Origin of the sequence: Falsiroseomonas ponticola, from assembly GCF_016805305.1 — a bacterium.
GTDB classification, from domain to species: Bacteria; Pseudomonadota; Alphaproteobacteria; order Acetobacterales; family Acetobacteraceae; genus Falsiroseomonas; species Falsiroseomonas ponticola.
Genome location: NZ_JAERQN010000003.1, coordinates 534,421 through 547,281, shown reverse-complemented (window position 1 = coordinate 547,281; position 12,861 = coordinate 534,421). Strand labels below are relative to the sequence as shown.

Below are 12,861 nucleotides of genomic sequence, written 5' to 3'. Positions count from 1 at the left end.
AGGAGGGCCGCGCCATGGGAGTTGCTGGAAGACGGGCCCTGCGCCTGGCCGGGTTCATGGCGCTCGCCGCCGCGCCGCTGCAGGCGCAGACGCTGACCATCGGCATGGCCGGCGCCATCACCTCGGCCGACCCGCATTTCCACAACGCCTCCCCCAACAACAGCATCGCCATGCAGGTCTTCGACCGGCTGGTGGAACGCGCGGCGGGCGGCGCGCTAGCGCCGGGCCTCGCCGAATCCTGGCGGCCGGTCTCCGACACCGCATGGGAATTCCGCCTGCGCCCGGGCGTGACCTGGCATGACGGCACGCCGCTGACGGCGGACGACATCGCCTTCAGCGTCACGCGCGCGCGCAACGTGCCGAACAGCCCCAGCGGCTTCGGCGGCTTCCTCCGCGCCATCGCCAGCGTCTCCGGCGTGGATGCCACGACGCTGCGGATCGAGACGCGCGGCCCCGCCCCCGGCCTGCCGGGAGACCTGGTGAATGTCGCCATCATCTCCCGCCATGCCGGGGAAGGGGCATCGACGGCGGACTACAATGCCGGCCGCGCCGCCATCGGCACGGGCGCCTTCCGCCTGCGCGCCTTCCGCGCCGGCGACCGGGTGGAGCTGGAGCGCAACCCCGCCTGGTGGGGCGCCGCCATGCCCTGGGAAGCCGCGAGCTACCGCATGATGCCGAACCCCGCGGGCCGCACCGCGGCGCTGCTCTCCGGCGACGTGGACATGATCGAGATGCCGGCGGCGTCCGACCTGCCGCGCCTGCGGGGCACGGCCGGCATCACCGTCGTCAGCGCGCCCGGGCTGCGCGTCATCTACCTGGCGCCGGAACATGGCACGGCCACGCCGGCGCCCTTCGTCACCGCGGCGGATGGCGGCGCGCTGCCCGCCAACCCGCTGGCGCGGCGGGAGGTGCGGCAGGCGCTGTCCCTCGCCATCAACCGCGCCGGCCTGGCGCAGCGCGTGCTGGAAGGCACCGCGGTCGCCACCACGCAGATCCTGCCGCCCGGCACCTTCTCCGCCCTGCCGTCGATAGTGGCCGGGGATGCCGAACCGGACCGCGCCCGCGCCCTGCTGGCCTCGGCCGGCTATCCCAGCGGCTTCCGCCTGACGCTGCATGTGCCGACGGATCGCTACCCCGGCGCCCCCGCCGTCGCGCAGGCGGTCGCGCAGATGTGGACGCGCATCGGCGTGCGCACCAGCGTCGTCTCCATGCCCTGGACCGCCTATGCCGCGCAGCGCGGGAATTTCGCGATGCATGTGGTCGGGCTGGGCAACGCCACCTTCGATGCGACCTCGATGCTCGTGAACGTGCTCGGCACGCCCGACCCGGCGCGCAACATCGGCGGCGGCAACACCTCCTCCTACACCAACCCCGCCATGGATGCGCTGGTGGAGCGCGCGGCCGGCACCTTCGACGATGCGGCGCGGGAGGCGATGCTGCGGGAGGCCACGCGCCTCGCGATGGAGGATGGCGCGATCATCCCCCTCTACCACCAGACCAACAGCTGGGCGCTGCGCCGCGGCCTGGCCTATGAGCCGCGGCTCGATGAACGGACGCTGGCCAAGGATGTCGGGCGGACCGCGCCATGACGCCGCTGCGGCAGGACGACAGCGCCACGACCGAGCCATCGGGCGCGTGGGAGGATGGCGATGCGCGGGCCGCGGGCTTCGACCCCGGCGCGCTCGACCGTTTCACCGGCCGGCTGCGCCTGCTCACCACGACCTCCTTCATGGTCGTCTCGCAGGGCCGGGTGATCCACCGCTACGGCGAAGTGTCGGAAGCCAGCTACCTCGCCTCCACGCGCAAGAGCATCCTGTCCCTGCTCTACGGCCCGCATGTCGCCGCTGGCCGCATCGACCTGGACATGACGCTGGACCAGCTCGGCATCGATGACGTGCAGGGCCTGTGGCCGGCGGAGAAGCGGGCGAGGATCCGCGACATCCTGACCAGCCGGTCGGGCGTCTACTACCCCGCCGGCAGCCCGGGCGGCGACGATGCCGGCACGCCGCCGCGCGGTTCGCAGGCGCCCGGCACGCGCTTCCACTACAACAACTGGGACTTCAACGTCGCCGGCGCCATCTTCGAACAGCTGACCGGCATCACGGTGCATGACGCGCTGCGCGACCAGCTGGCCGTGCCGCTGGGCTTCGAGGATTTCGACCGCGGCCGCCAGCGCATGCTGGGCTATCCCGACCGCTCCCGCTTCCTCGCCTACCACATGTTCCTCTCGGGGCGGGACATGGCGCGCGTCGGGCTGCTGGTGATGCGCGGCGGGCGCTGGAACGGGCGGCAGCTCGTGCCCGAATCCTGGGTGCGGGAAAGCCTCGCGCCGCATGTCCCGCCGGCGGCGATGCAGGGCCAGTTCGCGGGCCGCGGCCTCGGCTACGGCTACTACTGGTGGCTGCCGATGCACAGCGGCGCACCGGAATGGGAAGGCGCCTTCCTCGCTTCCGGCCACTACGGGCAGTTCATCCTGGGCCTGCCGAAGCTCGACCTGCTGATGGTGCATCGCCGCGCCATCACCGACGACCGCGCCATGCGCCGCAATGCCGGCGTCGACCTCGGCGACCTGCCCTCCGTCTCCAGCACCCAGATGGTGGCGCTGGGTCAGGCGGTCCTCGACTGCCGCCGCTGAGGGGCGGCGCGTTCCCGCGCCGCGACGGCTGACCGATTCCAGGGGCGCCGGCCCTATCCGCGCCGCACGGCGCCCGCGCCCCATCGACACGGGAACCCCGACCCATCCAGGCGCATGATCATGAAAACCCACGCCGTGGCGGGCCAGGAACCTGTGGTAGCGGCGAGCGGACTTGAACCGCTGACCCCGGCATTATGAGTGCCGTGCTCTAACCAGCTGAGCTACGCCGCCCCAGGCGTCGCGGGCACCCGGAGGGCGCCGCCGATGGCGCGCGAGTTACGCCGCCGCCCCTTCGCTGTCAATCGCGCCCGTGGTCGTGGCGGTGGCGCGCAGGAACCCGCCGCCCAGGACGCGGTCGCCGTCATAGACCACGCAGGCCTGGCCGGGGGCGGCGATGTTGGGCTCCTCCAGCGTCACGCGCAGCAGCCCTTCCGCGGCGTTCCAGCGCATCACGCCGGGCCGCGGCGCCTCCCGCCCGCGCAGCTTCACCTGGACCGCCACGGGGCCCTCCGGCGGCGTGCTGAGCCAGTTCACCTCGCCCGCCACCACCTCCGCCTGCGGCAGCGCCGCGCGGGGGCCGACGACGACGCGGCGGCGCGGTGCATCGATGGCGGCGACGTAGAGCCGCTCCGCCGTGCCGCCCACGCCGATGCCGCGCCCCTGCCCCACCGTGAAGCGCCCGATGCCGTCATGCCGCCCCAGCACGCGGCCGGAGAGATCGACGATCTCCCCCGCCTCCGCCGTCTCCGGCCGCAGCTTCGCCACCAGGCGGTCGTAGCGGCCTTCCGGCACGAAGCAGATGTCCTGGCTGTCCGGCTTCTGCGCCACCGCCAGGCCCAGCCGCTCCGCCACCGCGCGCACCGCCGCCTTGTCCGGCATGTCGCCCAGCGGGAAGCGCGCGAAATCCAGCTGGTCCCGCGTCGTGGCGAACAGGAAGTAGGACTGGTCCCGCGCGGGATCGACGGCGCGGTGCAGTTCCGCCCCATCGGGGCCTTCCACGCGGCGGGCGTAGTGGCCGGTGGCCATCGCCTCGCAGCCCAGGTCCCGGGCCATCTCGACCAGGTCCTGGAACTTCACGGTCTGGTTGCAGCGCACGCAGGGGATCGGCGTCTCGCCGCGGGCATAGGTGGCGGCGAAATCGGCGATGACGGCGGCGCGGAACCGCGCCTCCCGGTCCAGCACATAATGCGGGATATCGAGCGCATCGGCCACGCGCCGCGCGTCATGGATATCCTGCCCCGCGCAGCAGGCGCCCTTCTTCTGCACGGCGGCGCCGTGGTCATAGAGCTGGAGCGTGGCGCCGATGACCTCGTGCCCGGCTTCCTTCATCAGCGCGGCGACCACGCTGCTGTCCACGCCCCCGGACATGGCGACCAGGATGCGCATCAGGCCGCGTCCAGCCCCTGCTGCCAGAAGCGCGCTTCCAGCCGCGCCGCTTCGGCGAAGGTGGCGGAGAGCGTCCGGAAGCGCGCCGCGCCGCCATGGCTTTCGCCCAGCGCATCGATCCGCGCCGCCGCCGCCCGCGCCATCGCCTGGTAGGCAGGCGATCCATAGCTGTCGATCCAGGACTGGTAGGGATTTCCGTCAGTCCGCCGGTTCGGGTCGGCCAGGATGCGGAGTGCGACCTCGGCATAGCCGACGGTGCAGGGGGCCAGCGCCACTTCCAGGTCCAGGATGTCGCCCGCCAGGCCGCGATCGATCACGTAGCGGGTGTAGCTGACCGTCTCGGCGCTTTCGGGCGTCGCCCGCACCACCGCCTCCGGGATGCCCCACTCCGCGCAATAGGCCAGGTGCAGCGAGGTCTCGGCCAGGATGGCGCTGATGGAGGCGGTCTTCTCCCGCATCGCCTCGATGCTCTCCGCCTTGAAGACGGCCAGCGCCTTGGCGCGCGCGAAATGGATCAGGAACAGGTAGTCCTGGATCAGGTAGGTGCGGAAGGCCGCCAGCGGCAGCGTGCCGTCCGACAGGCCCCGCACGAAGGGGTGCCAGGTATAGGCCACCCATTCCTGCGCGCAGCCGTCGCGAAGGCGGCGGTACAGCCCGCCCTCCGCGCCGAAGTCGCTCTCCCCAGCGGGGATCCACGCCGGGGTTGCCATGGGATGCCCCCGCCCTCAGCCGCCGGCGTTGCGCGTGCCGGCGGGCAGCTTCACCACCAGCCCGTCCAGCGCATCGGTCATGATGATCTGGCAGCCGAGCCGGCTCGTCTCCTGCAGGTCGAAGGCGAGGTCGAGCATATCCTCCTCATCCTCCGTCGCCTCGGTCAGCTTGCCGTACCAGGACCCGTCCACGATGACGTGGCAGGTGGAGCAGGCGAGGCTGCCCTCGCAGGCGCCCTCGATGTCCACGCCGTGCTTGTGCGCGATCTCCAGCACCGACAGGCCGAGGGGGGCGTCCACCTCCTTCCTGTTCCCGTCGCGCTCGATGAAGGTCATCTTCGGCATGTCAGGCCCTTATTCCGCCGCGCTCGCCGGGCGGGATGTCCGCCCGGCCGCCAGCTTGTCCGGTGATTCGGTTGCTTCGATCGATTGCATGGCCCGTTGCCAGGCGCCGGCCAGCGCCCTTGCCGCAAGGTCCACATCCGCGGGCGACGTAAAGCGACCGATGCCGATGCGCAAGGTGGAACGCGCCCGCGCCTCCCCGAGCCCCAGCGCTTTCAGCACGTAGGAGGGCTCGACCTCCGCCGAGGAACAGGCGGAGCCGGTGGAGACGCAGACCTCCGGCGCCGCCGCCATGATCGCCTGGGCGGTGACGCCGCCGGGAAAGCTGAGGGAGAGGTTGCCCGCCACCCGGCGCTCCATCGTCCCGTTCACCGCCACCCCCGGCACCGCGGCGGAAAGCGCGGCCAGGAAACGGTCCCGCTGCCCCGCGATCCGCCCGGAATCCAGCGCGCCTTCCAGCGTCGCGATCCGGCAGGCCTCGCCCAGCCCCACGATCAGCGGCGCCGGCAGGGTGCCGGACCGCAGCCCCCTCTCCTGCCCGCCGCCGGAGAACAGCGGCGCGAGCCGCACCCGCGGCCGCCGCCGGACATAGAGCGCCCCGATCCCCTTGGGCCCATAGACCTTGTGGCCGGACAGGCTGACCAGGTCGGCGCGGATCGCCTGCACATCGATCGGCACGCGCCCCGCCGCCTGCGCCGCATCGGTGTGGAACAGCGCGCCGTGGCGCTTCACGACCTCCCCGATCGCGGCCAGGTCCTGCGCCACGCCGATCTCGTTGTTCACCGCCATGACGGAGACGAGCAGCGTCGGCGCCCCCGCCAGCGCGCGGTCCAGCAGGGCCGGGTCCAGCAGCCCGTCCGGCCCGACCGGCAGCAGCACCGGCTCGAACCCCTCCGCCGCCAGGTCCTTCACGCTCTCCAGGACGCATTTGTGTTCGGTGGCCACGGTGACGATGCGCAGCCGCTCCGTCCCCTGCCCCTTCGCGAAGCGCGCCGCCCCCTTGATGGCCAGGTTGTTCGCCTCCGTCGCGCCGGAGGTGAACAGGATTTCGGATGGTTCCGCCCCGATCAGCGCCGCGACATGGCCGCGCGCTTCCTCCACCGCCGCTTCCGCCGCCAGCCCCATCGCATGCTCGACGGAGCCCGGATTGGCGAAATTCTCCTCCCACCACGGCCGCATCGCCGCCAGCACGCGCGGATCGACCGGCGTGGTGGCGTGGTTGTCGAGGTAGATGGGACGGTTGGGGCGGGTCATGGCGCCCCCTATGTGGCGCCTGCCATCGCCTTGCGCGAGAGCCTGTCACGCATGGCCGCCCACGCCGCCAGGAAACGCTCCGCCGTGTCCGCCGCCGCATCCCAGGGCAGGGAGACGCGGATCGCCGAGCCCGCCGCCTCCCCCAGCCCCATCGCCGCCAGCACATGGCTGGCGCGCACCTTGCCGGAGGAACAGGCGGACCCGGCCGAGACCTGCACCCCGGCCAGGTCCAGCGCGATCACCTGCGTCTCCGCCGGGATGCCCGGCAGCACCAGGCTGGTGGTATTGGGCAGCCGGGGCGCGCCGGCGCCCGCCACCATGGCGCCCGCCCCCGCCTCGATCGCGTCCCGCAGCGCCGCCAGCCGCGCGGCCGCGGCGGGGTCCGCGGCCGCCGCCGCCGCGCCCAGGCCGGCGATGGCGGGCAGCGCCTCCGTCCCCCCGCGCCGGCCGCGTTCCTGCCCGCCGCCCGCGATCAGCGCCGGCAGGTCGATCCCCGGGCGCAGCAGCAGCGCCCCCGCCCCCTTGGGCCCGCCCAGCTTGTGGCCGGAGATGGCGAGGCTGTCGGCCTCCCCGATCGCCAGCGCCACGCGCCCGGCCGCCTGCACGCCATCCACATGCAGCATGGCCCCATGCGCCCTGCACAGCGCCGCGGCCTGGCCCAGCGGGTGCAGCACCCCCGTCTCGTTGTTCGCGGCCATCAGGCAGACCAGCGCGGGCGGCCCGCCGGCCAGGGCGGCCCCCAGCGCCGCCAGGTCCAGCGTCCCGTCCGCCAGCACCGGCAGGGCCGTGGCCCCCGGCGCCGCGGCCAGCACGGCCGGGTGTTCCGTGGCGCCCGCCAGCACGCGCCGCCCGCGTCCCAGCGCCGCGATGGCCAGCGCATTGGCCTCCGTCCCCCCGCTGGTGAAGACGACCTCCGCCGGGCTGCCGCCGAAGCGCGCCGCCACCTGCTCCCGAGCCGTCTCCAGCACCCGCCGCGCCGCCCGCCCCGCGCCATGGACCGAGGACGGGTTGCCCACCAGGTCCAGCGCGCGGATCACCGCCGCCCGGGCCTCGGGCCGCAGCGGCTCCGTCGCATTGGCATCAAGATAGAGGGCCATGCTCGCCCAGGGACGCGTCCAGGGCCACCGGGCCGGCCGGGGGCGGCGCGATGGCCCGGCCCAGCACCTTGCCGCCGATCACATCCGCCAGCGTCACCGCTTCCAGGAACAGCCGGATCTGGTCGCCCAGCTCCGCCCACAGATCATGCGTCAGGCAGCGCTGGCCCGCGAGGCAGCCCGGCCCCCCATCGTCGCAGCGCGTCGCATGGATCGGCTCGTCCACCGCCTCCACGATATCGGCGATGGAGATCGCGCCGGCGCCCCGCGCCAGCCGGTAGCCGCCGCCCGGCCCGCGGGTGGAGACGACGAGCCCCGCGCGCCGCAGCGGCCCGAAGAGCTGCTCGAGATAGGCGAGCGAGAGGTGCTGGGCATTGGCGATCTCCGCCAGGCTCACCTGGCCGCGCGGCGCCTTGCCCTCCGCCCCCTTCGGCTCGGGCGCCTTGCCCTCCGCCCCCTTGGGCTCGGGCGCCTTGGGCTCGACCCCCTTGGGCTCGGCCGGGGCCGAGTCGTCGCGCGCCGCCAGTTCGACCATGGCCATGACGGCGTAGCGGCCCCGGGTGGAGAGTCTCATCGGGCGCTCCCGCCCGGCGTGTGCCCTTGCGTCACAAATCCCCCACGGGGCGAGTGATGGTATCCACTGTCCGTAACGTGAGCCTGATTGGGCCGCCCCAGCGGCAGGAACATGCGGGCCATGCCATGAATCCGATATGAAACCTGCCCGCGCCTCACCTATATTGCGGTCACCCTGGGGCTCGGGAGCCCGCCCTGGGGTGCCCTCGGGCGCGGGCCTGCCGCGTCCACCAGAGCCAAGACCGGAGCCGGATGACCGCGACGACCCGTCGCCATCACGAGGCTATTGTTCCCGACCAGCGCCGTCAACAAACGGGGTTGGGGCCCAGAAGGGGCGGGAATGCCGAACGATCAGGTCTGGCCCTGGATCGTGTCCGAGGCGCGTCGCGGCGGCGGCGCGGGTGGTTCCCCAAACGGCCAGGTGGCGGGCGCGGAGCGCAGCCCCGCCCCCGGTCATGGTGCGCGAAGGCCGGGTTGGGCTGAGGCCCGGCCATTCGTGGACCCAACACGGACTGGATCGAAGGAACGATGCCCGAAGTCATGTTCGCCGGCCCCGACGGCCGGCTTGAGGGTCGTTATCACCATGCGAAGCAGGCCCATGCGCCGGTCGCGCTGATCCTGCACCCGCATCCGCTCCATGGCGGGACCATGAACAACCGGATCGTTCATGCCCTGTACCAGCGCTTCCAGGCGATGGGGTTCTCCACCCTTCGCTTCAACTTCCGCGGCGTCGGCCGCAGCCAGGGCCGCTACGATGGCGGGATCGGGGAGATCTCGGACGCCGCGGCGGCGCTCGACTTCCTCCAGGCCGTCAACCCGAACGCCTCCTCCCTCTGGGTCGCGGGCTATTCCTTCGGCTCCTATGTCGGCATGCAGCTGCTGATGCGCCGGCCGGAAATGGGCGGCTTCGTCAGCGTCTCCGCCCCCGCCAGCCACTACGATTTCGGCTTCCTCGCCCCCTGTCCCTGCAACGGCCTGATGCTGCACGGGGCGGATGACGAGCTCGTGCCCGAAAGCTCCGTGCGCAAGCTTGTGGACAAGCTGAATACCCAGAAGGGCATCCGCATCGACTACCGCGTGATGCCGGGCGCCGGCCACATCTTCACCCCGCCCCAGGCCGAACAGGTGGCCGATGCGGCGGAAGACCATGTGATGGGCGTGCTGAACCGCGGCCGCATGGCGCTCGCGGCCGACTGACCGCCCCGCCCCTCCACGGCGTCCCGAACGGCGCGCGGCACCCCCGCGCGCCGTTTCGCGGGGGGGCCTAGTCAAGCCGCACCCCCGCATCCCGGATCACCCCGCCCCAGCGCGCATCCTCCGCCGCGATGACGGCGGCCAGCGCCGCGCCCGCCTCGCCCGGGATCTCGGCGCCCAGCGCCGCGAAGCGCGCCACCAGGGCGGGATCGGCCAGCGCGGCCCGCGCCAGCGCCACCAGCCGCTCCGCCTGCGGCGCCGGCAGCCCGGCCGGCGCCCCCAGCGCCAGCCAGGATTCGGCCACGAAGCCCGGAACGGTCTCGGCCACCGCGGGCAGCCCGGGCGCGAGCGGCGTGCGCGCGGCGGCCGTCACCGCCAGGGCGCGGGCGCGCCCGGCCTCCACCTGCGGCAGCGCCGCCGGCAGGGGCGCCACCATCAGCTGCACGCGCCCCGCCGCCAGGTCCCGCAGCGCATCGGGGTCGCCGCGGTAATGCACCATCTCGCCAGGCACCCCGATGGCCCGCAGCAGCATCTCCGCCGCCAGGTGCGGGATGGTGCCCGCCCCAGGCGTCGCCACCAGCGCCGGGCGGCCCAGCCCGCGCAGCCAGGGGCCGAGTTCCGCCAGCCCCGCCACCGGCGCCTCCCGCGGCACCAGCACCACGCCGGGGAAGCGGGCGAAGCGCAGCAGTGGCGCGAAATCCCGCGCGGGGTCGAAGGGCAGTTCCGGGTAGAGGTGCCGGTTGATGGCGAGCGTCGCGCCCAGCAGCGTGCCGATGGTGCCGCCATCCGGCGCGGCGCGGGCCAGCGCGGCGGCGGCCAGGTTGCCGGTGGCGCCGGGCCGGTTCTCCACGATCACGGCCTGGCCGAGCCCCGCCGCCAGCCGTTCCGCCAGCAGCCGCGTCAGCAGGTCCGGCGCCGCGCCGGCGGGCATGCCGATCAGCAGCCGCACGGGCCGGTCCTGCGCCAGGGCGGGGATGGGCAGGAAGGGCGCCAGCAGCAGCGCGCGGCGGGGGATCGGGCAGGTCATGGCATGGATTTCTCCACGACCCGGCCCTCAGCGCAAATGAGAGACGATCCTCCCCCGGACTCCGCGCATCGAACGGAAATCTTGCCCCGGGCGGCGCCGCCTACAGCAGCGAACCCACCAGCCGCCCGCCGGGCAGCGGCTGCGGCGCGCCGGTGGTGCCCGGGAAGGTCAGCGGCAGCCCGCGCCAGACCCGCGCCGCCAGCACGCCGAAGGCCTGCGCCTCCAGCGCATCGCCATTCCAGCCCGCCACCTCCACCGCCCGCACCGGCTCCGCCAGCGCGGCGTTGAGGGCACGCATCATCGCCGGGTTGCGCCGGCCGCCGCCGGCCACCAGCCATTGCACCGGCGGCTCCGGGAAGTGCCTCGCCGCGGCCGCCACGCAGACCGCGGCGAAGGCCACCAGCGTCGCCGCCCCGTCGGAGGGCGAGAGCGCGCCCGCCCCGGCCTCCCGCAGCGCGCGGTCGAAATCGAGCCGGTCCAGCGATTTCGGCGGCGGAGCCAGCAGCCAGGGATGGTCCAGCATATGGGCCATGACGCCGCCATCCACCTGCCCGGCCAGCGCCAGCTTGCCGTCGCGGTCGAAGGCCTCCCCGGTATGCAGCCGCAGCCAGTCGTCCAGCGGGCCATTGGCGGGGCCGGTGTCGAAGGCCACCAGCGTGCCATCCGCGCCGATCCAGGTGACGTTCGCGACCCCGCCCAGGTTCAGCACCGCCAGCGGCTTCGGCAGGTCCCGCGCCATGGCGGCATGCACCACCGGCACCAGCGGCGCCCCCTGCCCGCCCGCCGCCACATCGGCGCTGCGGAAATCATGGGCGACGGTCATCCCCGTCTCCCGCGCCAGGCGCTGGGCATCGCCCACCTGCCAGGTGAAGCCGGCGGCATTGCTGCCGGGGCGGGCGGGGCGGTGCAGGATGGTCTGGCCATGGAAGCCGATCACATCCGCGGGCCAGCCGATGGCGCGCACCGCCTCCACATGCCGGTCCGTCAGCCGGGCCACGCAATCCAGCAGGAAGGGATCCTCGGGCGACATCGCGGGCGCCCGGTCCAGCAGCTGGCGCAGGTCGCGGCGCAGCGCGGGGTCATAGGGCAGCGTCAGCACCGGGCCCAGCCGCCCGATCGCCTCCCCATCCGTTTCCACCCAGGCGGCATCCACCCCGTCGAGGGACGTCCCGCTCATCAGCCCTATGGTTCGCAGCATCCCCCCAACGTGCTACGCCGCGCGCCGCCGGGAAAGACCCGGGCAGCCGATGACGGACCCCCATGAGCACCACCAGCGACTTCCTGCGGATCGCCAAGGAACGCGGCTACATCCACCAGACCTCGGACGAGGCGGAGCTGGATGCCGCGCTGAACAAGGGGGGGCTGACGGCCTATATCGGCTATGACTGCACGGCGGACAGCCTGCATGTCGGGCACCTGATGCCGACCATGCTGCTGCGCCTGCTGCAGAAGACCGGCGGCAGGCCCATCGCGCTGATCGGCGGCGGCACCACCAAGGTGGGCGACCCCTCCGGCAAGGACGATGCCCGGCAGCTGCTGACGGACGAGGTGATCGAGGCCAACAAGACCGGCATCCGCCGGACCTTCGAGGCGCTGCTCGATTTCAACGCCGGCGCGCTGATGCTCGACAATGCCGAATGGCTGGACGGGCTGCGCTACATCCCCTTCCTGCGCGACATCGGCCGCCACTTCAGCGTGAACCGCATGCTGACCATGGACAGCGTGCGGCTGCGCCTCGAACGCGAGCAGCCGTTGAGCTTCCTCGAATTCAACTACATGCTCCTCCAGTCCTACGATTTTCTCGAATTGCACCGCCGTCATGGGGCCGTCCTGCAGATGGGCGGGTCGGACCAGTGGGGCAACATCATCATGGGGGCGGAGCTGATCCGCCGCGTGGCCGGCGGCCACGCCCATGTGCTGACCACGCCGCTGCTGACCACGGCGTCGGGCGCCAAGATGGGCAAGACGGCCTCCGGCGCCGTCTGGCTGAACCCCGACCGCCTCTCCCCCTACGATTACTGGCAGTACTGGCGGAACACGGAGGATGCGGATGTCGGCCGCTTCCTCGCCCTCTTCACCGAACTCCCGATGGAGGAGGTCCGGCGCCTCGGCGCGCTGGCCGGCGCCGAGATCAACGAGGCGAAGAAGATCCTGGCGACGGAGGCCACCGCCATCCTGCATGGCCGCGCCGCCGCCGAGGCGGCCGCCGAGACCGCCCGCCGCGCCTTCGAACAGGGCGAGGCGGCGGAGACGCTGCCGAGCCTGGCCGCCACCCTGCCCGCCGGCATCATCGACCTGCTGGCGGAGGCGAAGCTCGTCGCCAGCAAGGGCGAGGCGCGGCGGCTGATGGCGCAGGGCGGCGTGCGGCTGAACGACGCGCCGGTCAGCGACGTGGCCGCGGTGGTGACGGAAGCGGATCTGCGGGACGGCGCGGCGAAGCTCTCGCTCGGCCGCAAGAAGCACCTGCTGGTGCGGCCGGCGGGGGGCGCCCAGCGGTCCTGAGCCTGTTCAGGTCGGGCGGGATCGCCCGACGACCCGGACCATGCGTGAAAACAAAGGCCTGGACCGGTTTCAGTGTCGCGGCCGCGGCTGAAACCGGTCCGGCGGCCCCGGCCGGTCTCCCGCGCTTTCCACGGCCTGGTGACG

Annotated in this window: 12 protein-coding genes and 1 tRNA gene; 4 read left to right on the top strand and 9 right to left on the bottom strand. The window is 73.3% G+C overall.

Features of this window, described 5'->3' with window-relative positions:
- Nucleotides 1-14: 14 nt before the first annotated feature.
- Together JJI54_RS13130 and JJI54_RS13125 are read left to right on the top strand one after the other, a co-directional pair.
- A complete protein-coding gene (locus JJI54_RS13130; RefSeq protein WP_203073436.1) occupies nt 15-1,589 on the top strand; it encodes an ABC transporter substrate-binding protein in 1,575 nt (524 codons plus the stop codon).
- Entirely contained in the window at nt 1,586-2,635 is a 1,050-nt protein-coding gene (locus JJI54_RS13125; protein WP_203073435.1) for a serine hydrolase domain-containing protein, read from the top strand. The genes JJI54_RS13130 and JJI54_RS13125 overlap by 4 nt, the downstream gene beginning before the upstream one ends.
- Nucleotides 2,636-2,789: 154 nt before the next feature.
- Here the strand turns inward: JJI54_RS13125 and JJI54_RS13120 are convergent.
- The 7 genes from JJI54_RS13120 to JJI54_RS13090 form a co-directional block, all read right to left on the bottom strand.
- Nucleotides 2,790-2,866, bottom strand: a tRNA-Met gene (locus tag JJI54_RS13120).
- A gap of 45 nt (nt 2,867-2,911) precedes the next feature.
- Nucleotides 2,912-4,021: a tRNA 2-thiouridine(34) synthase MnmA gene (gene mnmA, locus JJI54_RS13115; RefSeq protein WP_203073434.1), complete on the bottom strand. Its 1,110-nt coding sequence runs from the start codon at nt 4,019-4,021 to the stop codon at nt 2,912-2,914.
- On the bottom strand, nt 4,021-4,731 hold the full coding sequence (locus JJI54_RS13110) for a TenA family protein (RefSeq protein ID WP_203073433.1): 711 nt from the start codon (nt 4,729-4,731) through the stop codon (nt 4,021-4,023). Before JJI54_RS13110 ends, mnmA begins: the two co-directional genes overlap by 1 nt.
- A 15-nt stretch (nt 4,732-4,746) precedes the next feature.
- Entirely contained in the window at nt 4,747-5,076 is a 330-nt protein-coding gene (locus tag JJI54_RS13105) for a ferredoxin family 2Fe-2S iron-sulfur cluster binding protein (protein ID WP_203073432.1), read from the bottom strand.
- Nucleotides 5,077-5,085: 9 nt separating this feature from the next.
- Nucleotides 5,086-6,327, bottom strand: coding sequence for a cysteine desulfurase family protein (locus tag JJI54_RS13100; protein ID WP_203073431.1), 1,242 nt, complete (start codon nt 6,325-6,327; stop codon nt 5,086-5,088).
- Nucleotides 6,328-6,335: 8 nt separating this feature from the next.
- A complete protein-coding gene (locus JJI54_RS13095; protein WP_203073430.1) occupies nt 6,336-7,424 on the bottom strand; it encodes a cysteine desulfurase family protein in 1,089 nt (362 codons plus the stop codon).
- On the bottom strand, nt 7,408-7,995 hold the full coding sequence (locus tag JJI54_RS13090) for an Rrf2 family transcriptional regulator (protein ID WP_203073429.1): 588 nt from the start codon (nt 7,993-7,995) through the stop codon (nt 7,408-7,410). The genes JJI54_RS13095 and JJI54_RS13090 overlap by 17 nt, the downstream gene beginning before the upstream one ends.
- A 527-nt stretch (nt 7,996-8,522) precedes the next feature.
- Here JJI54_RS13090 and JJI54_RS13085 point away from each other — a divergent pair.
- Nucleotides 8,523-9,191, top strand: a complete 669-nt coding sequence (locus JJI54_RS13085; RefSeq protein ID WP_164696495.1) for an alpha/beta hydrolase — start codon at nt 8,523-8,525, stop codon at nt 9,189-9,191.
- 67 nt (nt 9,192-9,258) lie between these two features.
- On the opposite strand, the gene JJI54_RS13080 is transcribed toward JJI54_RS13085, so the two are convergent.
- Together JJI54_RS13080 and JJI54_RS13075 are read right to left on the bottom strand one after the other, a co-directional pair.
- Nucleotides 9,259-10,215 (bottom strand): Bug family tripartite tricarboxylate transporter substrate binding protein, encoded by a 957-nt coding sequence (locus JJI54_RS13080; protein ID WP_203073428.1) that lies wholly within the window; start codon nt 10,213-10,215, stop codon nt 9,259-9,261.
- A gap of 100 nt (nt 10,216-10,315) precedes the next feature.
- Nucleotides 10,316-11,410, bottom strand: coding sequence for an anhydro-N-acetylmuramic acid kinase (locus JJI54_RS13075; RefSeq protein ID WP_203073490.1), 1,095 nt, complete (start codon nt 11,408-11,410; stop codon nt 10,316-10,318).
- 65 nt (nt 11,411-11,475) lie between these two features.
- On the opposite strand from JJI54_RS13075, the gene tyrS reads away from it, so the two are divergent.
- Nucleotides 11,476-12,717, top strand: a complete 1,242-nt coding sequence (tyrS, locus tag JJI54_RS13070) for a tyrosine--tRNA ligase (RefSeq protein WP_203073427.1) — start codon at nt 11,476-11,478, stop codon at nt 12,715-12,717.
- Nucleotides 12,718-12,861 lie beyond the last annotated feature (144 nt).

Excerpts from the sequence above, each read along its gene's own strand:
- JJI54_RS13130 (WP_203073436.1), top strand. The coding sequence starts at position 15 with ATGGGAGTTGCTGGAAGACGGGCCCTGCGCCTGGCCGGGTTCATGGCG.
- JJI54_RS13125 (WP_203073435.1), top strand. The coding sequence starts at position 1,586 with ATGACGCCGCTGCGGCAGGACGACAGCGCCACGACCGAGCCATCGGGC.
- mnmA (WP_203073434.1), bottom strand. The coding sequence starts at position 4,021 with ATGCGCATCCTGGTCGCCATGTCCGGGGGCGTGGACAGCAGCGTGGTC.
- JJI54_RS13110 (WP_203073433.1), bottom strand. The coding sequence starts at position 4,731 with ATGGCAACCCCGGCGTGGATCCCCGCTGGGGAGAGCGACTTCGGCGCG.
- JJI54_RS13105 (WP_203073432.1), bottom strand. The coding sequence starts at position 5,076 with ATGCCGAAGATGACCTTCATCGAGCGCGACGGGAACAGGAAGGAGGTG.
- JJI54_RS13100 (WP_203073431.1), bottom strand. The coding sequence starts at position 6,327 with ATGACCCGCCCCAACCGTCCCATCTACCTCGACAACCACGCCACCACG.
- JJI54_RS13095 (WP_203073430.1), bottom strand. The coding sequence starts at position 7,424 with ATGGCCCTCTATCTTGATGCCAATGCGACGGAGCCGCTGCGGCCCGAG.
- JJI54_RS13090 (WP_203073429.1), bottom strand. The coding sequence starts at position 7,995 with ATGAGACTCTCCACCCGGGGCCGCTACGCCGTCATGGCCATGGTCGAA.
- JJI54_RS13085 (WP_164696495.1), top strand. The coding sequence starts at position 8,523 with ATGCCCGAAGTCATGTTCGCCGGCCCCGACGGCCGGCTTGAGGGTCGT.
- JJI54_RS13080 (WP_203073428.1), bottom strand. The coding sequence starts at position 10,215 with ATGACCTGCCCGATCCCCCGCCGCGCGCTGCTGCTGGCGCCCTTCCTG.
- tyrS (WP_203073427.1), top strand. The coding sequence starts at position 11,476 with ATGAGCACCACCAGCGACTTCCTGCGGATCGCCAAGGAACGCGGCTAC.